Origin of the sequence: Niallia sp. FSL W8-0635 (assembly GCF_038007965.1) — a bacterium.
Lineage (GTDB): Bacteria > Bacillota > Bacilli > Bacillales > Cytobacillaceae > Niallia.
In genome coordinates, this window is record NZ_JBBOYD010000001.1 from 1,967,177 (window position 1) to 1,982,856 (window position 15,680).

Consider the following 15,680-nt stretch of genomic DNA (forward strand, 5'->3'; position numbering starts at 1 on the left):
AAGGTGATGAAGAAATTAATTGCACTAGTAGGGATTCTTGTAATATCTTGGTTTCTAGTTAATAATCCATTAGCTGATACATATGTTAGTACTTTACAAGAAAATTCGGTTGCAGTGACAGCGGATAATTCCTTATATACCACGATAAGTGAAAAAGCAAAAGAGTATGAAAAAAAACCAATTGATGCAAAGCTCGATCCAGTATGGAAGGCAATTCCTGGATTAAATGGGTTAAAAGTCGATGTAGATGCGTCTTATAAAAATATGAAAAAAGGAAAGAAATTTGATGAACAAAAATTAGTTTTTCAGCAAATTAGGCCAGAAATTTCATTAGAGGATTTACCACCTGCCCCAATATATAAAGGAAATCCAGACAAAGATACGGTAAGCTTTATTATAAATGTTGCATGGGGGAATGAATTTCTGCCTGATATTTTAGCAACGTTAAAAAAGCATCATGTGAAGGCAAGCTTTTTCTTAGAGGGGAGATGGGTCCAAAAAAATCCAGATCTTGCAAAAATGATTGCAGAAGCTGGACATGAACTCGGAAATCATTCATATACGCATCCAGATATGAGCAAAATAAGCAGCAGCAAAATTCATGAGGAAATAGTGAAAACAAACGATGTGATAGAAGCAACGACAGGTAAGCAGGCAACCTTACTAGCACCACCAAGCGGCTATTTTAATAATGAGGTTGTGAAGATTGCGGATCAGCAGAAACTGAAAACAGTCATTTGGTCTGTAGATACGATTGATTGGCAAAAACCAAGCCCTGATACATTGCTTAAGAGAGTGCTTGGAAAAATCCATAATGGGGCTCTCATCCTCATGCACCCAACAGAAGTAACGACAAATAGTCTAGAGCGATTAATTATCGAAATTGAGAATAAAGGGTATAAAATAGATACGGTTAGTGACACACTTAGTGAGGAACGGGAAAGCTTTAATACAAAAAAATAGTAGTTCCTTCTATCTTATAGTATTCTATAAGAAGAAAACGTTTTAAGGGCTGTTGCTTTAGCTTTATAGATGCTTTTTGTTGAAGGAAGTGTAAGCTTTAACTTATGAGGGAATAGAGGAAATGGGTGCGCCTGCAGTTAAATTCCGAAGAGCTTTTGAAGAAGAAAAAACGAAAATCAACAGGGGACCTAATAAGTAATCAACCTATCATCTCCTTTCAAGAGAAAAGGAAAATGTTATTTCATCTTTTAAACCTTCATATGTTATGATTATAATCAAACAATATTTTGGAAAAAATAAGAGGAATAAGATATACTAGCAGTCGCAACTATTTTTAACAACTTGGTAGAAGAACAGGAGGAACATAATTGATCAAAAGATATACTTGCCAAAATGGAGTAAGAATTGTATTGGAAAACATTCCGACCGTTCGATCTGTAGCTATTGGCGTATGGATTGGTACAGGGTCTCGAAAAGAAGATGAAAAAAATAATGGGGTATCCCATTTTTTAGAGCATATGTTTTTTAAAGGAACGAAAACACGTAGTGCAAGAGAAATAGCTGAATCATTTGATAGTATTGGCGGGCAAGTAAATGCCTTTACTTCAAAGGAATATACTTGCTATTATGCAAAAGTGTTGGATACACATGCGGATATGGCTCTAGAAGTATTAGCAGATATGTATTTTAACTCCACTTTTGATGAAGATGAGTTAAAGAAAGAAAAAAATGTCGTTTTTGAAGAAATTAAAATGTATGATGATACACCGGATGATATTGTTCATGATTTATTAAGTCAGGCAATCTATGATAAACATCCACTAGGTTATCCTATTTTGGGTACAGAGGATACGCTTGCTACCTTTAATGGTGATACGTTAAGGGAATATATGTTTAATCATTATACACCAGAAAATACGGTTATTTCGATTGCTGGTAATATTACAGAAACATTTATTTCAGAGGTAGAAAAGTATTTCGGAGCATATGAAGCAGGTAAATTGGAAATAGAGCTAGTACAGCCATCTTTTCATGCAAATAATCTTTCGAGAAAAAAAGAAACAGAGCAAGCGCATCTTTGCTTAGGTTTTAATGGATTACAGGTGGGCGATGAGAAAATGTATACACTTGTTTCCTTAAATAATATTCTTGGCGGAAGCATGAGTAGCCGATTATTTCAAGATGTTCGTGAGCAAAAAGGCTTAGCCTACTCTGTCTTCTCTTATCATTCTGCCTACCAAGATAGTGGAATCGTAACTATTTATGGCGGTACAGGAGCAAAACAACTAGATGAATTATTTGATACGATTCAAAATACGCTTGCTACCTTGAAAAAAGAAGGAATTACGGAAAAAGAATTAACAAATAGTAAAGAGCAATTAAAAGGAAGTTTAATGCTAAGCTTGGAGAGTACAAATAGTCGAATGAGCAGAAATGGTAAAAACGAACTATTACTTGGCAAGCATCGTTCCTTGGATGATATTATTGCAGACATCGATCGTGTAACGAAAGAAGATGTCGATCAAATGGCAAATGCTATCTTCACCGACACATTCTCCGTCTCCCTAATCAGCCCAGACGGACAACTGCCAAAAGCACTATAATAAAAAGCTACATATAAGAACAATGAACTAGGAGACAGAGATTAATTCTGTTTCCTAGTTTTTTTATTTATCCCCTTATTTATTCATACTAGGCAGCTCATCGCCCTCCCTGTAAAAAGAGTGTATCCGGAGCGAAATCAACCACCTTGTTTTAAAAGTTCATTCTTATAGCCGATTGTTCTAAATAAAGAAGAAAACCTTCTTTTTGAGGAATTACTTGAAACAACTCACCTAATAATGTGTATTTACATAAGATGTTGAAGTAGCGAGCTATGAAAACAGGATCTTGAAAAAAGAAGGTGAAATATTCATGCTGAAAGGGATGAAAATCGCGGTTATCGGCGGTGATGCAAGGCAGTTAGAGATTGTTCGCAAGTTAACCGAACAACAAGCAATCCTTTCATTAATTGGGTTTGAGCAACTAGACCATGCATTCACCGGAGCTACAAAAGAAAAAATCGATAACGTAGATTTTTCGAAAATAGATGCTATTATCTTACCCGTAAAAGGAACAGATCTAAATGGGCAAGTTGATACAATCTTTTCGAACGAAAAGGTTTTTTTAACAAAAGAAATATTAGAAAAAACCCCAGAGCATTGCACCGTATATTCAGGGATAACGAATGAATATTTAAATTTGCTTATTAAAGAAACAAAGCGAAAACTCGTTCAATTATTTGATCGAGATGATGTAGCAATATTAAATTCCATTCCAACCGTAGAAGGTACGATTATGATGGCAATTCAACATACAGATACTACGATACATGGCTCCAAGGTAATTGTGCTTGGGCTAGGACGTGTAGGAATGAGTGTTGCAAGAACTTTCCACGCCTTAGGTGCGAAAGTAAAGGTTGCAGCCAATCAAAGTGAACATATTGCTCGCATTATAGAAATGGGATTAACTCCTGTACATTTAGATGATTTACAAATTGCGGTGGAAGATATTGATATTTGTATCAATACTATTCCCCATCTTGTTGTAACTTCTGAAGTTATTGAAAAAATGCCATTACACACATTGGTACTTGATTTAGCATCGAAACCAGGTGGAACGGATTTTCAATATGCAGAAAAAAGAGGGGTTAAGGCATTACTTGCACCAAGTCTACCAGGGATAGTAGCTCCGAAAACAGCTGGGAATATACTTGCAGATGTCTTAGCTCAATTACTCGCAGAACAACCGCAATAAGGAAAGGAGAAATAAATATGGGTAGTTTACAAGGAAAAAGAATTGGATTTGGTATTTCAGGATCTCACTGTACGTATGCAGAAGTAGTACCACAAGTAGAAAAGCTAGTATCACTTGGGGCAGAAGTTGTACCAGTTGTCACAGGAAATGTAAAAAATACGGATACTCGATTCGGTAAGGGGAAGGATTGGGTTAGCAAAGTGGAAGAAATAACAGGTCAGCCAATAATCGACAGTATCGTAGCAGCAGAGCCACTTGGACCGAAAGCGCCTCTAGATTGTATGGTCATTGCCCCTTTAACAGGAAATAGCATGAGCAAATTTGCAAATGCGATGACAGACAATGCGGTGTTAATGGCGGCAAAAGCTACATTGCGAAATCAAAAGCCTGTTGTATTGGGAATTTCTACAAACGATGCACTAGGATTAAACGGGATGAATTTAATGCGTTTAATGGCAACAAAGAATATATTCTTCATCCCATTTGGTCAGGATGATCCAGAAAAGAAACCAAATTCTATGGTAGCAAGAATGACTATGCTTGCAGAAACGATTGAGGCAGCATTAGAATACAAACAGATTCAGCCAGTAATTGTGGAGAAATATTTAGATTAACAAGTATTTTTGTAAAATCACCGAATAAACAAGGCGCTTTTTGTAATCCGATCGGAATTCTTTAGCGCCAATCGGTGTTTTTTGAAAGAATCTGATAAAAGTTTCTTTTATTGCTGCTTGAATATGTTAAAATAGATAATATTATTTAAGGCGGTGCATGACGCTAGCCTATTATCATTAGAGAAAGCCTTTGGAAGGAGAACCATTAATGGATCAATTAAAAGGATATAACGTAGCAGTAGTTGGAGCAACAGGGGCTGTTGGTCAGCAAATGATCAAAACATTAGAAAGCAGAGATTTTCCTATTTCAACATTAACACTTTTGTCATCAAAACGTTCAGCGGGGACAAAAGTTTCTTATAAAGAGAAGGAAATTGTTGTTCAAGAAGCAACTCCAGATAGCTTTAAAGGAATTGATATTGCATTATTTAGCGCAGGTGGCGGAGTATCGAAGGATTTAGCACCACATGCGGTAAGACATGGAGCAATTGTCGTGGATAATACAAGTGCATTCCGTATGGATGAAGAGGTACCATTAGTAGTACCAGAAGTGAATGAAGAAGATCTTCGCAAGCATAAAGGAATTATTGCAAATCCGAACTGTTCTACTATTCAAATGGTCGTAGCTCTACAACCATTAAAAGAAAAATATGGACTTTCAAAAGTATTAGTATCTACTTATCAAGCTGTTTCTGGATCAGGTGCAGCAGCAGTAGAAGAATTAAATAGCCAAACGCAAGCTATTCTTAATAACGAAGAATTCGAGCCAAAAATTCTTCCTGTTAAAAGTGATAAGAAGCATTATCAAATTGCCTTTAATGCAGTTCCGCAAATTGATGTGTTCACAGAAAATGGATTCACTTATGAAGAAATGAAAATGATTAATGAAACAAAGAAAATCATGCATGCAGATGATTTAAAAGTGGCAGCAACATGTGTGCGAATTCCAGTTGCGACAGGTCATTCTGAATCTGTTTATTTTGAGTTAGACAATGATCAAGTAACAGCAGCAGAAATCAAGGAATTGTTAGGATCAGCACCTGGTATTGTGCTTCAGGATGATCCAAGTAATCAAATTTATCCAATGCCTGCAGACTGTGTAGGAAGCAATGATGTATTTGTTGGCCGTATTCGTCAAGATTTAGACGTGAAAAACGGGTTCCATATGTGGGTAGTATCAGATAATTTGTTAAAGGGTGCCGCATGGAACTCTGTACAAATAGCAGAAAGCCTAATTAAATTAGGACTTGTATAAGTAAAGGAAGAAAGGCAAGACTGTAAAGGGTTAGAATGCAGGAAAGTGCCTGTAGGTAGAACTCTAATTTTTCTACATACAGGAAGTACAAGTTTGGACACAGCAATATACGCCTCGTGCCAAAATCTTGTCTTTCTTAACAATTGAGTATTTTTAGAAGAAAGAGATCCTTTTTTTAACGAATACTATTATTTAATGGCTCAAGGTTAGCTTGAGTCAAACAACAAGGGATCCTCCTAGTAATATGATGTCTGAGGTTAATCTCATCTTTATAGTTAAGGATTTGAGATTCCTCCAATTTGTTCTAGAAAAAGGCACCCTTATATTTACACTCATTTAGAAAGTGTTCAGAGGTGTTTATTGTGAAAATTATGGTTCAAAAATTTGGTGGAACATCGGTTCGAGATGAAAAAAGCCGAATTCAAGCAAAAGATCATATTAAAGATGCATTAAGTGAAGGGTACAAAGTGGTTGTGGTTGTTTCAGCAATGGGCCGTAAAGGAGAACCATACGCAACCGACACATTATTATCATTAGTTGGCGGAGCAGAAACAAGTATTAGCAGAAGAGAAAATGACTTGTTAATGTCATGCGGCGAAATTATTTCTAGTGTTGTGTTCACACAGCTATTGCTAGAAAATCAGATTTCAGCTACCGCTTTAACAGGTGCTCAAGCTGGATTTAAGACGAATAATGATTATACGAATGCAAGAATAATGGAAATGGATTGCGGACGCATTCTTCAAGAATTGAAAAAACATGATGTAGTTGTAGTTGCTGGCTTTCAAGGAGCAGCTCCAAATGGAGATACAACAACTTTAGGAAGAGGCGGAAGTGATACGTCAGCAGCCGCTTTAGGATCTGCCCTAAATGCAGAATATATTGACATATTTACAGACGTAGAAGGAATTATGACAGCTGATCCAAGAATCGCTGAAAATGCTCGCCCGTTATCGGTTGTCACTTATTCAGAAGTATGTAATATGGCATACCAAGGGGCAAAAGTTATTCATCCCAGAGCAGTGGAAATAGCGATGCAGGCAAAGGTGCCAATACGAATTCGCTCTACGTATTCAAAAGGCACTGGTACGCTCGTTACATCCAGTAATGCAGAGAATAAAGGCAGTGACATTAAAGAAAGACCTGTGACTGGTATTGCCCATGTAGCGAATGTAACACAGATAAAGGTATTTGCGAAAAAAGATCAGTATGATTTGCAAGCACAAGTATTTAAAGCAATGGCAAACGAAGAAATAAGTGTCGACTTTATCAACATTTCACCAAACAGCGTTGTCTATACAGTAACAAATGAAATGACCAATAAAGCTATAGCTGTTCTTGAAAATATGGGCTACGAACCTGTTATTGAAAGAGAGTGTGCAAAAGTTTCAGTCGTTGGTGCTGGAATGGCCGGTGTACCAGGTGTTACATTTAAAATTGTTACAGCACTATCAAATAAAGGAATTCGAATCTTGCAATCAGCTGATAGCCATGCAACGATATGGGTACTGGTGAAACAGGATGATTTAGTAAACGCAGTAAATGTATTACACGATGCGTTTGAGCTAGAGAAAGAATAGAATAGATATAGATACGACGAGATCGAGATGAGAATAGGAGTGGAACGATGGGTTTATTTGGTAGGGTGTCAACGGCCATGATTACACCATTTGATGCCAAGGGACATATAGATTTTCCAAAAACAACACAGTTAATTAATCATTTACTTGAAAACGGAACGGATTCTTTAGTAGTAGCTGGTACAACTGGAGAATCACCCACATTATCCAAACAAGAGAAGATTGCGTTATTTAAACATGTGGTAAAGGTAGTGGAAAAGAGAGTTCCAATTATTGCAGGAACAGGTAGTTATAACACATATGAGTCCATCGAATTGACGAAACAAGCTGAACTTGCAGGTGTGGACGCTGTTATGGTAGTTGGACCATACTATAACAAGCCGAACCAAGAGGGTTTGTTTCAGCATATTAAAGCAGTTGCAGAATCTACAAAACTACCCGTTATGATATATAATATTCCAGGTCGTTCTGTTGTTAATATTGAACCAGATACTATTATTCGTTTGTCTGAAATTGAAAATATAGTAGCAGTAAAAGAAGCTAGCGGAAATTTAAATAACATCACGAAAATAATCGCGTCAACACCAGATGATTTTTATGTGTACAGTGGAGATGACGGCTTAACTTTACCGTTATTATCAGTTGGAGGCACAGGGATTATCTCTGTTGCATCACATATTATCGGCAAAGAAATGAAAGAAATGGTGAATTCTTTCCTAGCTGGAAATATAGAGGAAGCTTCAAAAATGCATCAGCAATTACTTCCTCTTATGTTAGCCTTATTTAAAGCACCTAACCCTGTACCAGTAAAAACGGCGCTTCAATTAAAAGGATTTGATGTTGGTTCTGTACGTTTACCTTTAGTTCCTTTAACAGAGGAAGAGCGTAAAGAACTAGCGGAATATTTATAAGCTTTTTAGGTTTTACGTCTTTCACCGCAAATAAGATTAAAATGATAAAACAGCTTATTTTGCAAGGTTAAAAGAATGTTTACTTGTCAGAAGAGTTCAGCTATCTCTAATTACTAAGAAGGAACCAGTAGCTAAAATGGTTTCTTCCTCCATGAGATAACTAGCTCTTCTGATTTTTTTGTTTGATAGCGCAATAAGAAAAACTTGTTTCCAACTTAGTAATTGATTATGATTGGATACATAGTTAATACTCGATTTAAGAAGAATATTTATTACTAGTTAATGTAAGAAGTACGGAGGAGAAAGTATGGCGAAAAACCAGTTACAAAAAAATTTATTGCCAAGACATATCAGTTTAATGGCGATGGGAGGAGCTATTGGTACTGGTATATTTAAAGGAAGTGGCGAAACAGTATCGATTGCAGGCCCAGGCGTAATCTTTACATACATATTTGCTGGACTATTATTACTTGTTGTAATGGGAAGTATTGCGGAAATGGCAATTATTTATCCGAATACTAATATGAAAGGATTTATTGGGAAAGCCTTTGGCGATCGAATGGCATTCATCATTGGCTGGATGTATTGCATTTTATGGCTTGCTGTATGTGTGATTGAGGTTGTTGTTGCAGGAAGCTTTTTGCAATTTTGGTTACCAGATGTTCCGCTTTGGATTTTAAGCATTATTTGTTCGATTATCTTAATTGCTGTAAATACAATGAATGTAAAGAATTATGGGGAATTTGAGTTTTGGTTTGCGGGCATTAAAATTGGGATGATTATTCTCTTTATCATTTTAGGAGCGTCTGTTTTATTTGGCATTATTCCGTCAGCAGAAACAAATTATTTGCAAAATTATACAGCGCATGGTGGATTTTTCCCGAATGGCTGGACGTCTGTTTTTTCGGCATTATTAATTGTCATGTTCTCTTATGGTGGTTCAGAACTTATTGGAGTAACGGTAACAGAAGCCAAAGATGCAGAGAAAATACTGCCTAAAGTAATTAAAAGCTTTATTTTACGAATCATCTTATTTTATACATTACCTATTTTAATTATATGTGGCCTTATCCCTTGGAATAAGTTAAATGATGCTTCTAGTCCTTTTGTACAAGTACTAACTATTTCTGGATTGTCTGGCGCAGCTCATATTATGAACTTTGTCTTGATTATTGCGGTGTTATCTGCAGCAAATTCGGGTATATACGGTTGTACAAGAATGATGTACTCCCTTGCTATAGAAGGACAAGGACCTAAAGCATTTAGCAAGGTAAATAAAAATGGGGTTCCTCTATATAGTTTAATGCTTACAGCCATTATTTTAATTGCTGGCTCCATGATTGCATTAGTAAAGCAAGATGAAGTATTCGCCTTGCTTATGGCATTTCCTGGCTTTGTTGTTTCGATTGTCTGGATAACGATCTGTTTGGCACAAGTAAAGCTACGAAAATCGTATCCATTTGAACCAAGCTTTAAAATTTGGGGATATCCATTTATACCGATATTTACAGTTATTTGTTTAGCGATTATTAGTATCAGTTTCTTGTTTGATGAGGCAAATAGAATTAGTATAATGGCTTGCTTAGCTTGTTTCTTTGTCGTAATCGTTATTTCTATATTTAAATTTAAGTCGAACAAACGCTAAAAGGATCATTTGACTATAAAAAGCGTATGAAATTTGGAAAAATCCAATAGTGGATAAGCTTTATTTTAGGAAGAAATCATTTTAAAAAAAGAAGATTTCATAAAATTGGTTGTAAACATTTTTAAACATCAAGTATAATAAGCATAACTGATCAATGGTCGGCTTAACTCAACATAGGAGGAAACAAAAATTTATGAAGAATGAAAAAATAAAGCTCGTTGCACTCGGTGGAGTGGGCGAGAACGGAAAAAATATGTTTGTAGTCGAAGTGGATGAAGACATATTTGTGATTGATGCTGGCTTAATGTATCCGCAAAATGAAATGCTAGGAATTGATATCGTTATTCCAGATATTACGTATTTAAAGCAAAACAAAGACAGAGTAAAAGGGATTTTCTTAACACATGCACATGAAGACCATATCGGAGGGTTATCTTATATTTTAAGAGATTTAGATGTTCCTGTTTTTACGACGCTTTTAACAGCTGAATTGACAAAGGAAAAGATGAAAGAGCAAGATTTCAAAGGACAGGCTCATTTTGAAATTATTACTTCTAAATCGGTTCTTACATTCCCATCTGCACAGGTGTCCTTCTTTAAAACGAATCATAGTATCCCAGATAGTGTCGGTATTGTTATTCATACATCTGAAGGTGCAATCGTACATACAGGGGATTTCAAGTTCGACCAGACGGCAAGTGATCTATATAAGCCAGATTATGGTGAGATGGCAAAAATCGGGGAAGAAGGCGTTTTAGCTTTACTCTCAGATAGTACAAATGCAGATAAACCAGGCTATTCTACTACGGATTTTGTCGTAACACAAAGCTTGATTGACTCCTTTTTACAAACAAAGGGCCGTATTATTGCAGCATGCTTTGCAACAGATTTAAACAGAATTCAGCATATTATTGACGCTGCGGAGAAATCCAATCGTAAAGTTGCAATTATCGGAAAAAATTTACAAAGAGTAATGCAGATTGCCATCAAGAACCATTATTTAGTAGTAGATGAAGAAACAATTGTTACCCATAATGAGCTACAAGGCTATGCACAGGACCAAATGGTAATCATCACTACTGGAACTAAAGGGGAACCAATTGAAGCATTACAAAAAATGGTGAAGAAAAACAATAAGCAAGTAAGCATCATGGAAGGAGATACCGTATTATTTGCAGCATCTTCTTTCTTGGGCAGTGAAGTATTTGTCGGAAAAACAATTGATAAATTATATAGAGCAGGTGCAACACTGCTTGCAGGCTATAAAACATTTAATAGCTCCAATCACGGTAGCCAAGAAGAATTAAAATTCATGATTAATATGATGAAGCCAAAATTCTTCTTGCCAATACATGGAGAGTATCGCGTATTAAAAGCGCATGAAAAAATTGCGATTGAATGTGGGATTGCTCCTCAAAATATTTATCTTCCTGAACAAGGAGAGGTTCTTGAATATAAGGAAGATACACTTCGAGTTGGCGGGAAAATTCCTGCAGGAAATGTATTAATTGATGGAAGCGGAGTTGGCGATGTTGGAAATATAGTCTTAAGGGATCGAAAGTTATTATCACAGGACGGTATTTTAACAGTAGTTGTAACGTTAAATAAAGCAGAAAGAAAAATTTCTGCTGGCCCAGAAATTATTACAAGAGGCTTTGTGTATGTTCGTGAATCAGAGAAATTACTCGAGGAAGCTTCTGATCGAGTAAGAGATATTGTAGAAAAAAGCATCAGCAAGGATAGCTTTGACTGGACTGGAATTAAGCAAGATATAAGAGATACTTTAAACCAGTTCCTATATGAAAAAACAAGACGCAGACCAATGATTCTGCCGATTATCATGGAAGTAAAACCAGTTAGAAAATAAAAGTGACAGCCTCCTTATGATAAGGAGGCTGTTTTTAGCTTAGGGAAAAGTGACGTTCAAATTGCTTATGAAAACCATAATTTAGAGAAAGGTAAGAAAAAATGGTGTTAATCCCGCTAAGCCCCCACTATTCCAAGCGCCCCAATAAAAATACGTTCAAACTAAAGGACCCCCTCTATTGAGCCCAATGACCAGTTTCATATTGTTTTACCTTCCATTATTAATAAAAACCCGATTTGCCTTTTCGATTTCTCTCGCATGAAATAGTCTTTCTCGCTTCATACTAATATTATTATGGTTTTAGGAAGGGAGAAAATTTATGGTTTCCGTAAATAATAATAATCAGCCTGAAGAACAGCCGAAAGAGGATAAACCTACTGGTGGGTTAATGGAGAAAATACAGCAGCTGGGACAAACCAATGTACCACAGCTTTCTCAGGATTCGAAAATACATTGTTTAACGATTGTTGGTCAAATAGAAGGGCATTTACAATTGCCACCTCAAAATAAAACGACGAAATATGAGCATTTAATTCCACAAATTGTTGCTATTGAACAAAACCCGAAAATAGAAGGAGTGCTTGTTATTTTAAATACAGTTGGAGGCGACGTAGAAGCAGGGTTGGCTATTTCCGAAATGCTTGCTTCTTTATCTAAGCCAACTGTTTCCCTTGTCTTAGGGGGAGGCCACTCTATCGGAGTACCGATTGCTGTATCCTGTGATTTTTCTTATATTGCGGAAACAGCAACGATGACCATCCACCCGATTCGATTAACTGGACTTGTGATTGGTGTTCCACAAACATTTGAATACTTAGATAAAATGCAAGAAAGAGTCGTTAATTTTGTCACAAAGCATTCAAAAATAACGGAAGAAGATTTTAAAGATCTTATGTTTGCAAAAGGGAATTTAACAAGAGATATTGGAACAAACGTTATTGGAATAGATGCTGTTACTTCTGGACTTATAGACGCTGTTGGCGGGGTAGGAACGGCAATGAAAAAGCTCAATGAGTTAATTGATGCGAATAAAGAACAGACTGAAGGGATTATTCAATGATTATGTATACAATGATACCGGAAGAATTGATTTTTCCAATGAGTCAAGATATTTATGAAAAACAGCAGGTTATAAATTATAATGGAATACCTTTATTAGTGGCGAAAAATGAAGCAAATGAATTAGAAGTAGTGAGAGTTCTTAGCACCGATCCTAGTCATTTTCTCCATACAGGCATGCAACCAGGAACAAAAATTCCAAACATATAATCTGTTTTTCCTAAACTATGGTATAATATAGTAATCAAAAGTAAGCAGCCTAAGGCTGCTTACTTTTTACAAATGATTATAAATATTAGGTGATATAAATGGCGAAAAGGAAAAAAAGAAAGAAAAGACAAAAACAAGCACTTAAATTAACGATACAATATGAACTTGCAGCCCTTGTCATTATGGCGTTGAGCCTTATCTCGATTCTACAGCTTGGTGCTGTTGGGGCAACAATGGTTTCTTTTTTCCGTTTCTTTTTTGGAGAGTGGTATATGCTTTGTCTAATTGGACTAATCGTATACGGTGGTTATCTAATGTGGAAACGAGAAAAACCTTATATGTTCCATACTAAATTGAATGGAATCTATTTGATTGTTGCTGCTATTTTGTTATTGAGTCATGTGACATTATTTAAATTGCTAGCCAGTCAAGGAGCATTTACGAATCCGAGTGTCATTTATAACACTTGGGAATTATTTTGGATGGAAGTAAATAAAGAGGCGACGAATATTGATTTAGGTGGTGGAATGATTGGAGCCGTTTTATTTGCCCTCTTCCATTATTTATTTGATACAGTAGGTACGCAAATGATTAGCTTTATCGTCATTGTAATTGGTTTTATTTTGCTTACAGGAAAGACATTAAGTGGAGCGTTTAAAAAAGTATTATCAGGTATTTGGAATTTTCTTCAGGATCAATGGGCGGCGTTTGTTCAGGATTTGAAGGATTGGAAAGAATCTATACAAAAGAATAAGGAAAAACGCAAAGCGGATAAACAAGCAAGGAGAGAAAATAATCAACGCGAGGAAAATACAACTCCGCAGATTATTGTAAATACACCACAAGAAGAGGAAGAGCCATACATACAAGAGCCAATTATTAATACTTTTGCGGAGAGAGCGTATCAGGATGAAACCATTCATGAAGAGCCTGTTGCAGAGATGGAAGAGCCGTTGGATGAAGGGGAAGTTGTTGTCCCAATAACCTTTACAGAGGTAGAAAATAAAGATTATGAGCTTCCTCCTTTAAAACTATTGAAGCTGCCAAGAAAGGCGGATCAAAGTGGAGAATATGAACAAATTCATGCAAATGCAGCTAAATTAGAGAGAACTTTTCATAGCTTTGGTGTAAAAGCAAGAGTAACAGAGGTACATTTAGGTCCTGCAGTTACAAAATACGAAGTTCATCCAAGTGAAGGAGTAAAGGTAAGTAAAATTGTCAATTTAAGTGATGATTTGGCTTTAGCATTAGCAGCGAAGGATATTCGTATTGAAGCCCCGATTCCTGGAAAATCAGCAATTGGGATAGAGGTGCCGAACTCTGAAGTTGCCGTTGTATCCCTAAGAGAAGTACTGGAATCAAGTAAAAATGATAAACCAGATTCCAAGCTAATGATTGCATTTGGACGAGATATTACAGGTGAGGCAGTATGTGCGGAATTAAATAAAATGCCTCACTTACTTGTTGCAGGTGCAACAGGAAGCGGAAAATCTGTCTGCATTAACGGGATTATTACAAGCATTTTAATGAGAGCGAAGCCTCATGAAGTAAAATTGATGATGATTGACCCGAAAATGGTAGAGTTAAATGTATATAATGGTGTTCCTCATTTGCTTGCGCCAGTTGTAACGAATCCGAAAAAAGCATCGCAGGCATTGATGAAGGTAGTAAGCGAGATGGAGAGAAGATATGATTTATTCTCCCATACTGGAACTAGAAATATTGAAGGCTATAATGAATATATTAAACGCATTAACGCGGAGGAACAGGAGAAACAGCCACTTCTTCCGTTTATCGTTGTGATTGTGGACGAGCTTGCGGACTTAATGATGGTAGCATCCTCTGATGTGGAAGATGCTATTACGAGACTTGCCCAAATGGCTCGTGCTGCTGGAATCCATCTTATCATTGCGACACAACGACCATCTGTTGACGTAATCACAGGAGTCATAAAAGCGAATATTCCATCTCGAATAGCATTCGCGGTATCCTCTCAGACAGATTCACGGACCATTTTAGACATGGGAGGAGCAGAAAAGCTATTAGGAAGAGGAGATATGCTATTCTTCCCATATGGCGCAAGTAAGCCTGTTAGAGTGCAAGGCGCTTTCTTGTCAGATGAAGAGGTCGAAGAAGTAGTCGATTTCGTAATTGGACAGCAAAAGGCGCAATATCAGGAAGAAATGATTCCTGATGAAATTGTTGAAGTTACAGGTGCAGTGGAAGATGATTTATATAATGACGCAGTGGAATTAATCGTTGAAATGCAAACAGCATCGGTTAGTATGCTACAAAGAAGATTCCGAATCGGCTATACAAGAGCGGCACGATTAATCGATGAAATGGAAGCGCGCGGAGTAGTCGGACCATATGAGGGTAGCAAACCGAGAAACGTTCTTATACCAAAAGGATCGGAAGAAATGAACATCCAATAGAGTAGTAAAGGTTAATTAGTATGGATTAATTGTGAATATCTCCATTTAAGTGTAAAAATACATACTTAAATGGGTAGAAAATAGCATATTAATGAAAGAGAACCCGAAATAGTATAACCTATTTCGGGTTCTCAGCTTGTAGAAAAACCCCCTATTTTTAAAAGTATGATTTTGAAAAAGGGGGTTTTTGATGTTTTAATTGATTTTGACCACGACATTTGGTTTGCAAGATATTATCAAACCACTATATGTTGTATAGTGAAATTGTGAAAAAAGCTGTCGAGACTTTCTCGACAGCCTGAGAACCCGAAATAGTATAACCTATTTCGGGTTCTCTTTTTATCG

At 36.5% G+C, this 15,680-nt stretch carries 12 protein-coding genes; all 12 read left to right on the forward strand.

Translation table 11 applies throughout. The features are described from left to right. Positions 1 to 6 precede the first annotated feature (6 nt). The 12 genes from NYE52_RS09165 to NYE52_RS09220 all read left to right on the forward strand — a co-directional run bounded on the left by NYE52_RS09165 (position 7) and on the right by NYE52_RS09220 (position 15,335). The gene (locus NYE52_RS09165) at positions 7 to 963 is read left to right on the forward strand and encodes a polysaccharide deacetylase family protein (RefSeq protein WP_341192792.1); all 957 of its coding nucleotides are present in this window, start codon (positions 7 to 9) and stop codon (positions 961 to 963) included. Positions 964 to 1,331: 368 nt separating this feature from the next. Next, positions 1,332 to 2,567, forward strand: coding sequence for a M16 family metallopeptidase (locus NYE52_RS09170; RefSeq protein ID WP_341192793.1), 1,236 nt, complete (start codon positions 1,332 to 1,334; stop codon positions 2,565 to 2,567). 310 nt (positions 2,568 to 2,877) lie between these two features. Next, on the forward strand, positions 2,878 to 3,759 hold the full coding sequence (gene dpaA, locus NYE52_RS09175) for a dipicolinic acid synthetase subunit A (protein ID WP_341192794.1): 882 nt from the start codon (positions 2,878 to 2,880) through the stop codon (positions 3,757 to 3,759). Positions 3,760 to 3,776: 17 nt separating this feature from the next. Next, positions 3,777 to 4,373 carry a dipicolinate synthase subunit B gene (gene dpaB / locus NYE52_RS09180; protein WP_341192795.1) on the forward strand — a complete coding sequence of 199 codons (597 nt, stop codon included), beginning with the start codon at positions 3,777 to 3,779 and terminating at the stop codon, positions 4,371 to 4,373. A 208-nt stretch (positions 4,374 to 4,581) separates the two neighbouring features. Continuing rightward, positions 4,582 to 5,628 (forward strand): aspartate-semialdehyde dehydrogenase, encoded by a 1,047-nt coding sequence (asd, locus tag NYE52_RS09185; protein ID WP_341192796.1) that lies wholly within the window; start codon positions 4,582 to 4,584, stop codon positions 5,626 to 5,628. Positions 5,629 to 5,990: 362 nt separating this feature from the next. Next, positions 5,991 to 7,208 carry an aspartate kinase gene (dapG, locus tag NYE52_RS09190; protein WP_341192797.1) on the forward strand — a complete coding sequence of 406 codons (1,218 nt, stop codon included), beginning with the start codon at positions 5,991 to 5,993 and terminating at the stop codon, positions 7,206 to 7,208. Positions 7,209 to 7,255: 47 nt separating this feature from the next. Beyond that, complete coding sequence (gene dapA, locus NYE52_RS09195) at positions 7,256 to 8,119, forward strand: 4-hydroxy-tetrahydrodipicolinate synthase (protein ID WP_341192798.1); 864 nt, start codon at positions 7,256 to 7,258, stop codon at positions 8,117 to 8,119. A 307-nt stretch (positions 8,120 to 8,426) separates the two neighbouring features. Further along, a complete protein-coding gene (locus NYE52_RS09200) occupies positions 8,427 to 9,764 on the forward strand; it encodes an amino acid permease (RefSeq protein WP_341192799.1) in 1,338 nt (445 codons plus the stop codon). 193 nt (positions 9,765 to 9,957) lie between these two features. Further along, positions 9,958 to 11,631, forward strand: a complete 1,674-nt coding sequence (locus tag NYE52_RS09205) for a ribonuclease J (protein ID WP_341192800.1) — start codon at positions 9,958 to 9,960, stop codon at positions 11,629 to 11,631. Positions 11,632 to 11,950: 319 nt separating this feature from the next. Further along, entirely contained in the window at positions 11,951 to 12,691 is a 741-nt protein-coding gene (locus NYE52_RS09210; protein WP_341192801.1) for a ClpP family protease, read from the forward strand. After that, positions 12,688 to 12,900 (forward strand): YlzJ-like family protein, encoded by a 213-nt coding sequence (locus tag NYE52_RS09215; protein WP_341192802.1) that lies wholly within the window; start codon positions 12,688 to 12,690, stop codon positions 12,898 to 12,900. The genes NYE52_RS09210 and NYE52_RS09215 overlap by 4 nt, the downstream gene beginning before the upstream one ends. 98 nt (positions 12,901 to 12,998) lie before the next feature. Continuing rightward, on the forward strand, positions 12,999 to 15,335 hold the full coding sequence (locus tag NYE52_RS09220) for an FtsK/SpoIIIE family DNA translocase (RefSeq protein WP_341192803.1): 2,337 nt from the start codon (positions 12,999 to 13,001) through the stop codon (positions 15,333 to 15,335). Positions 15,336 to 15,680 lie beyond the last annotated feature (345 nt).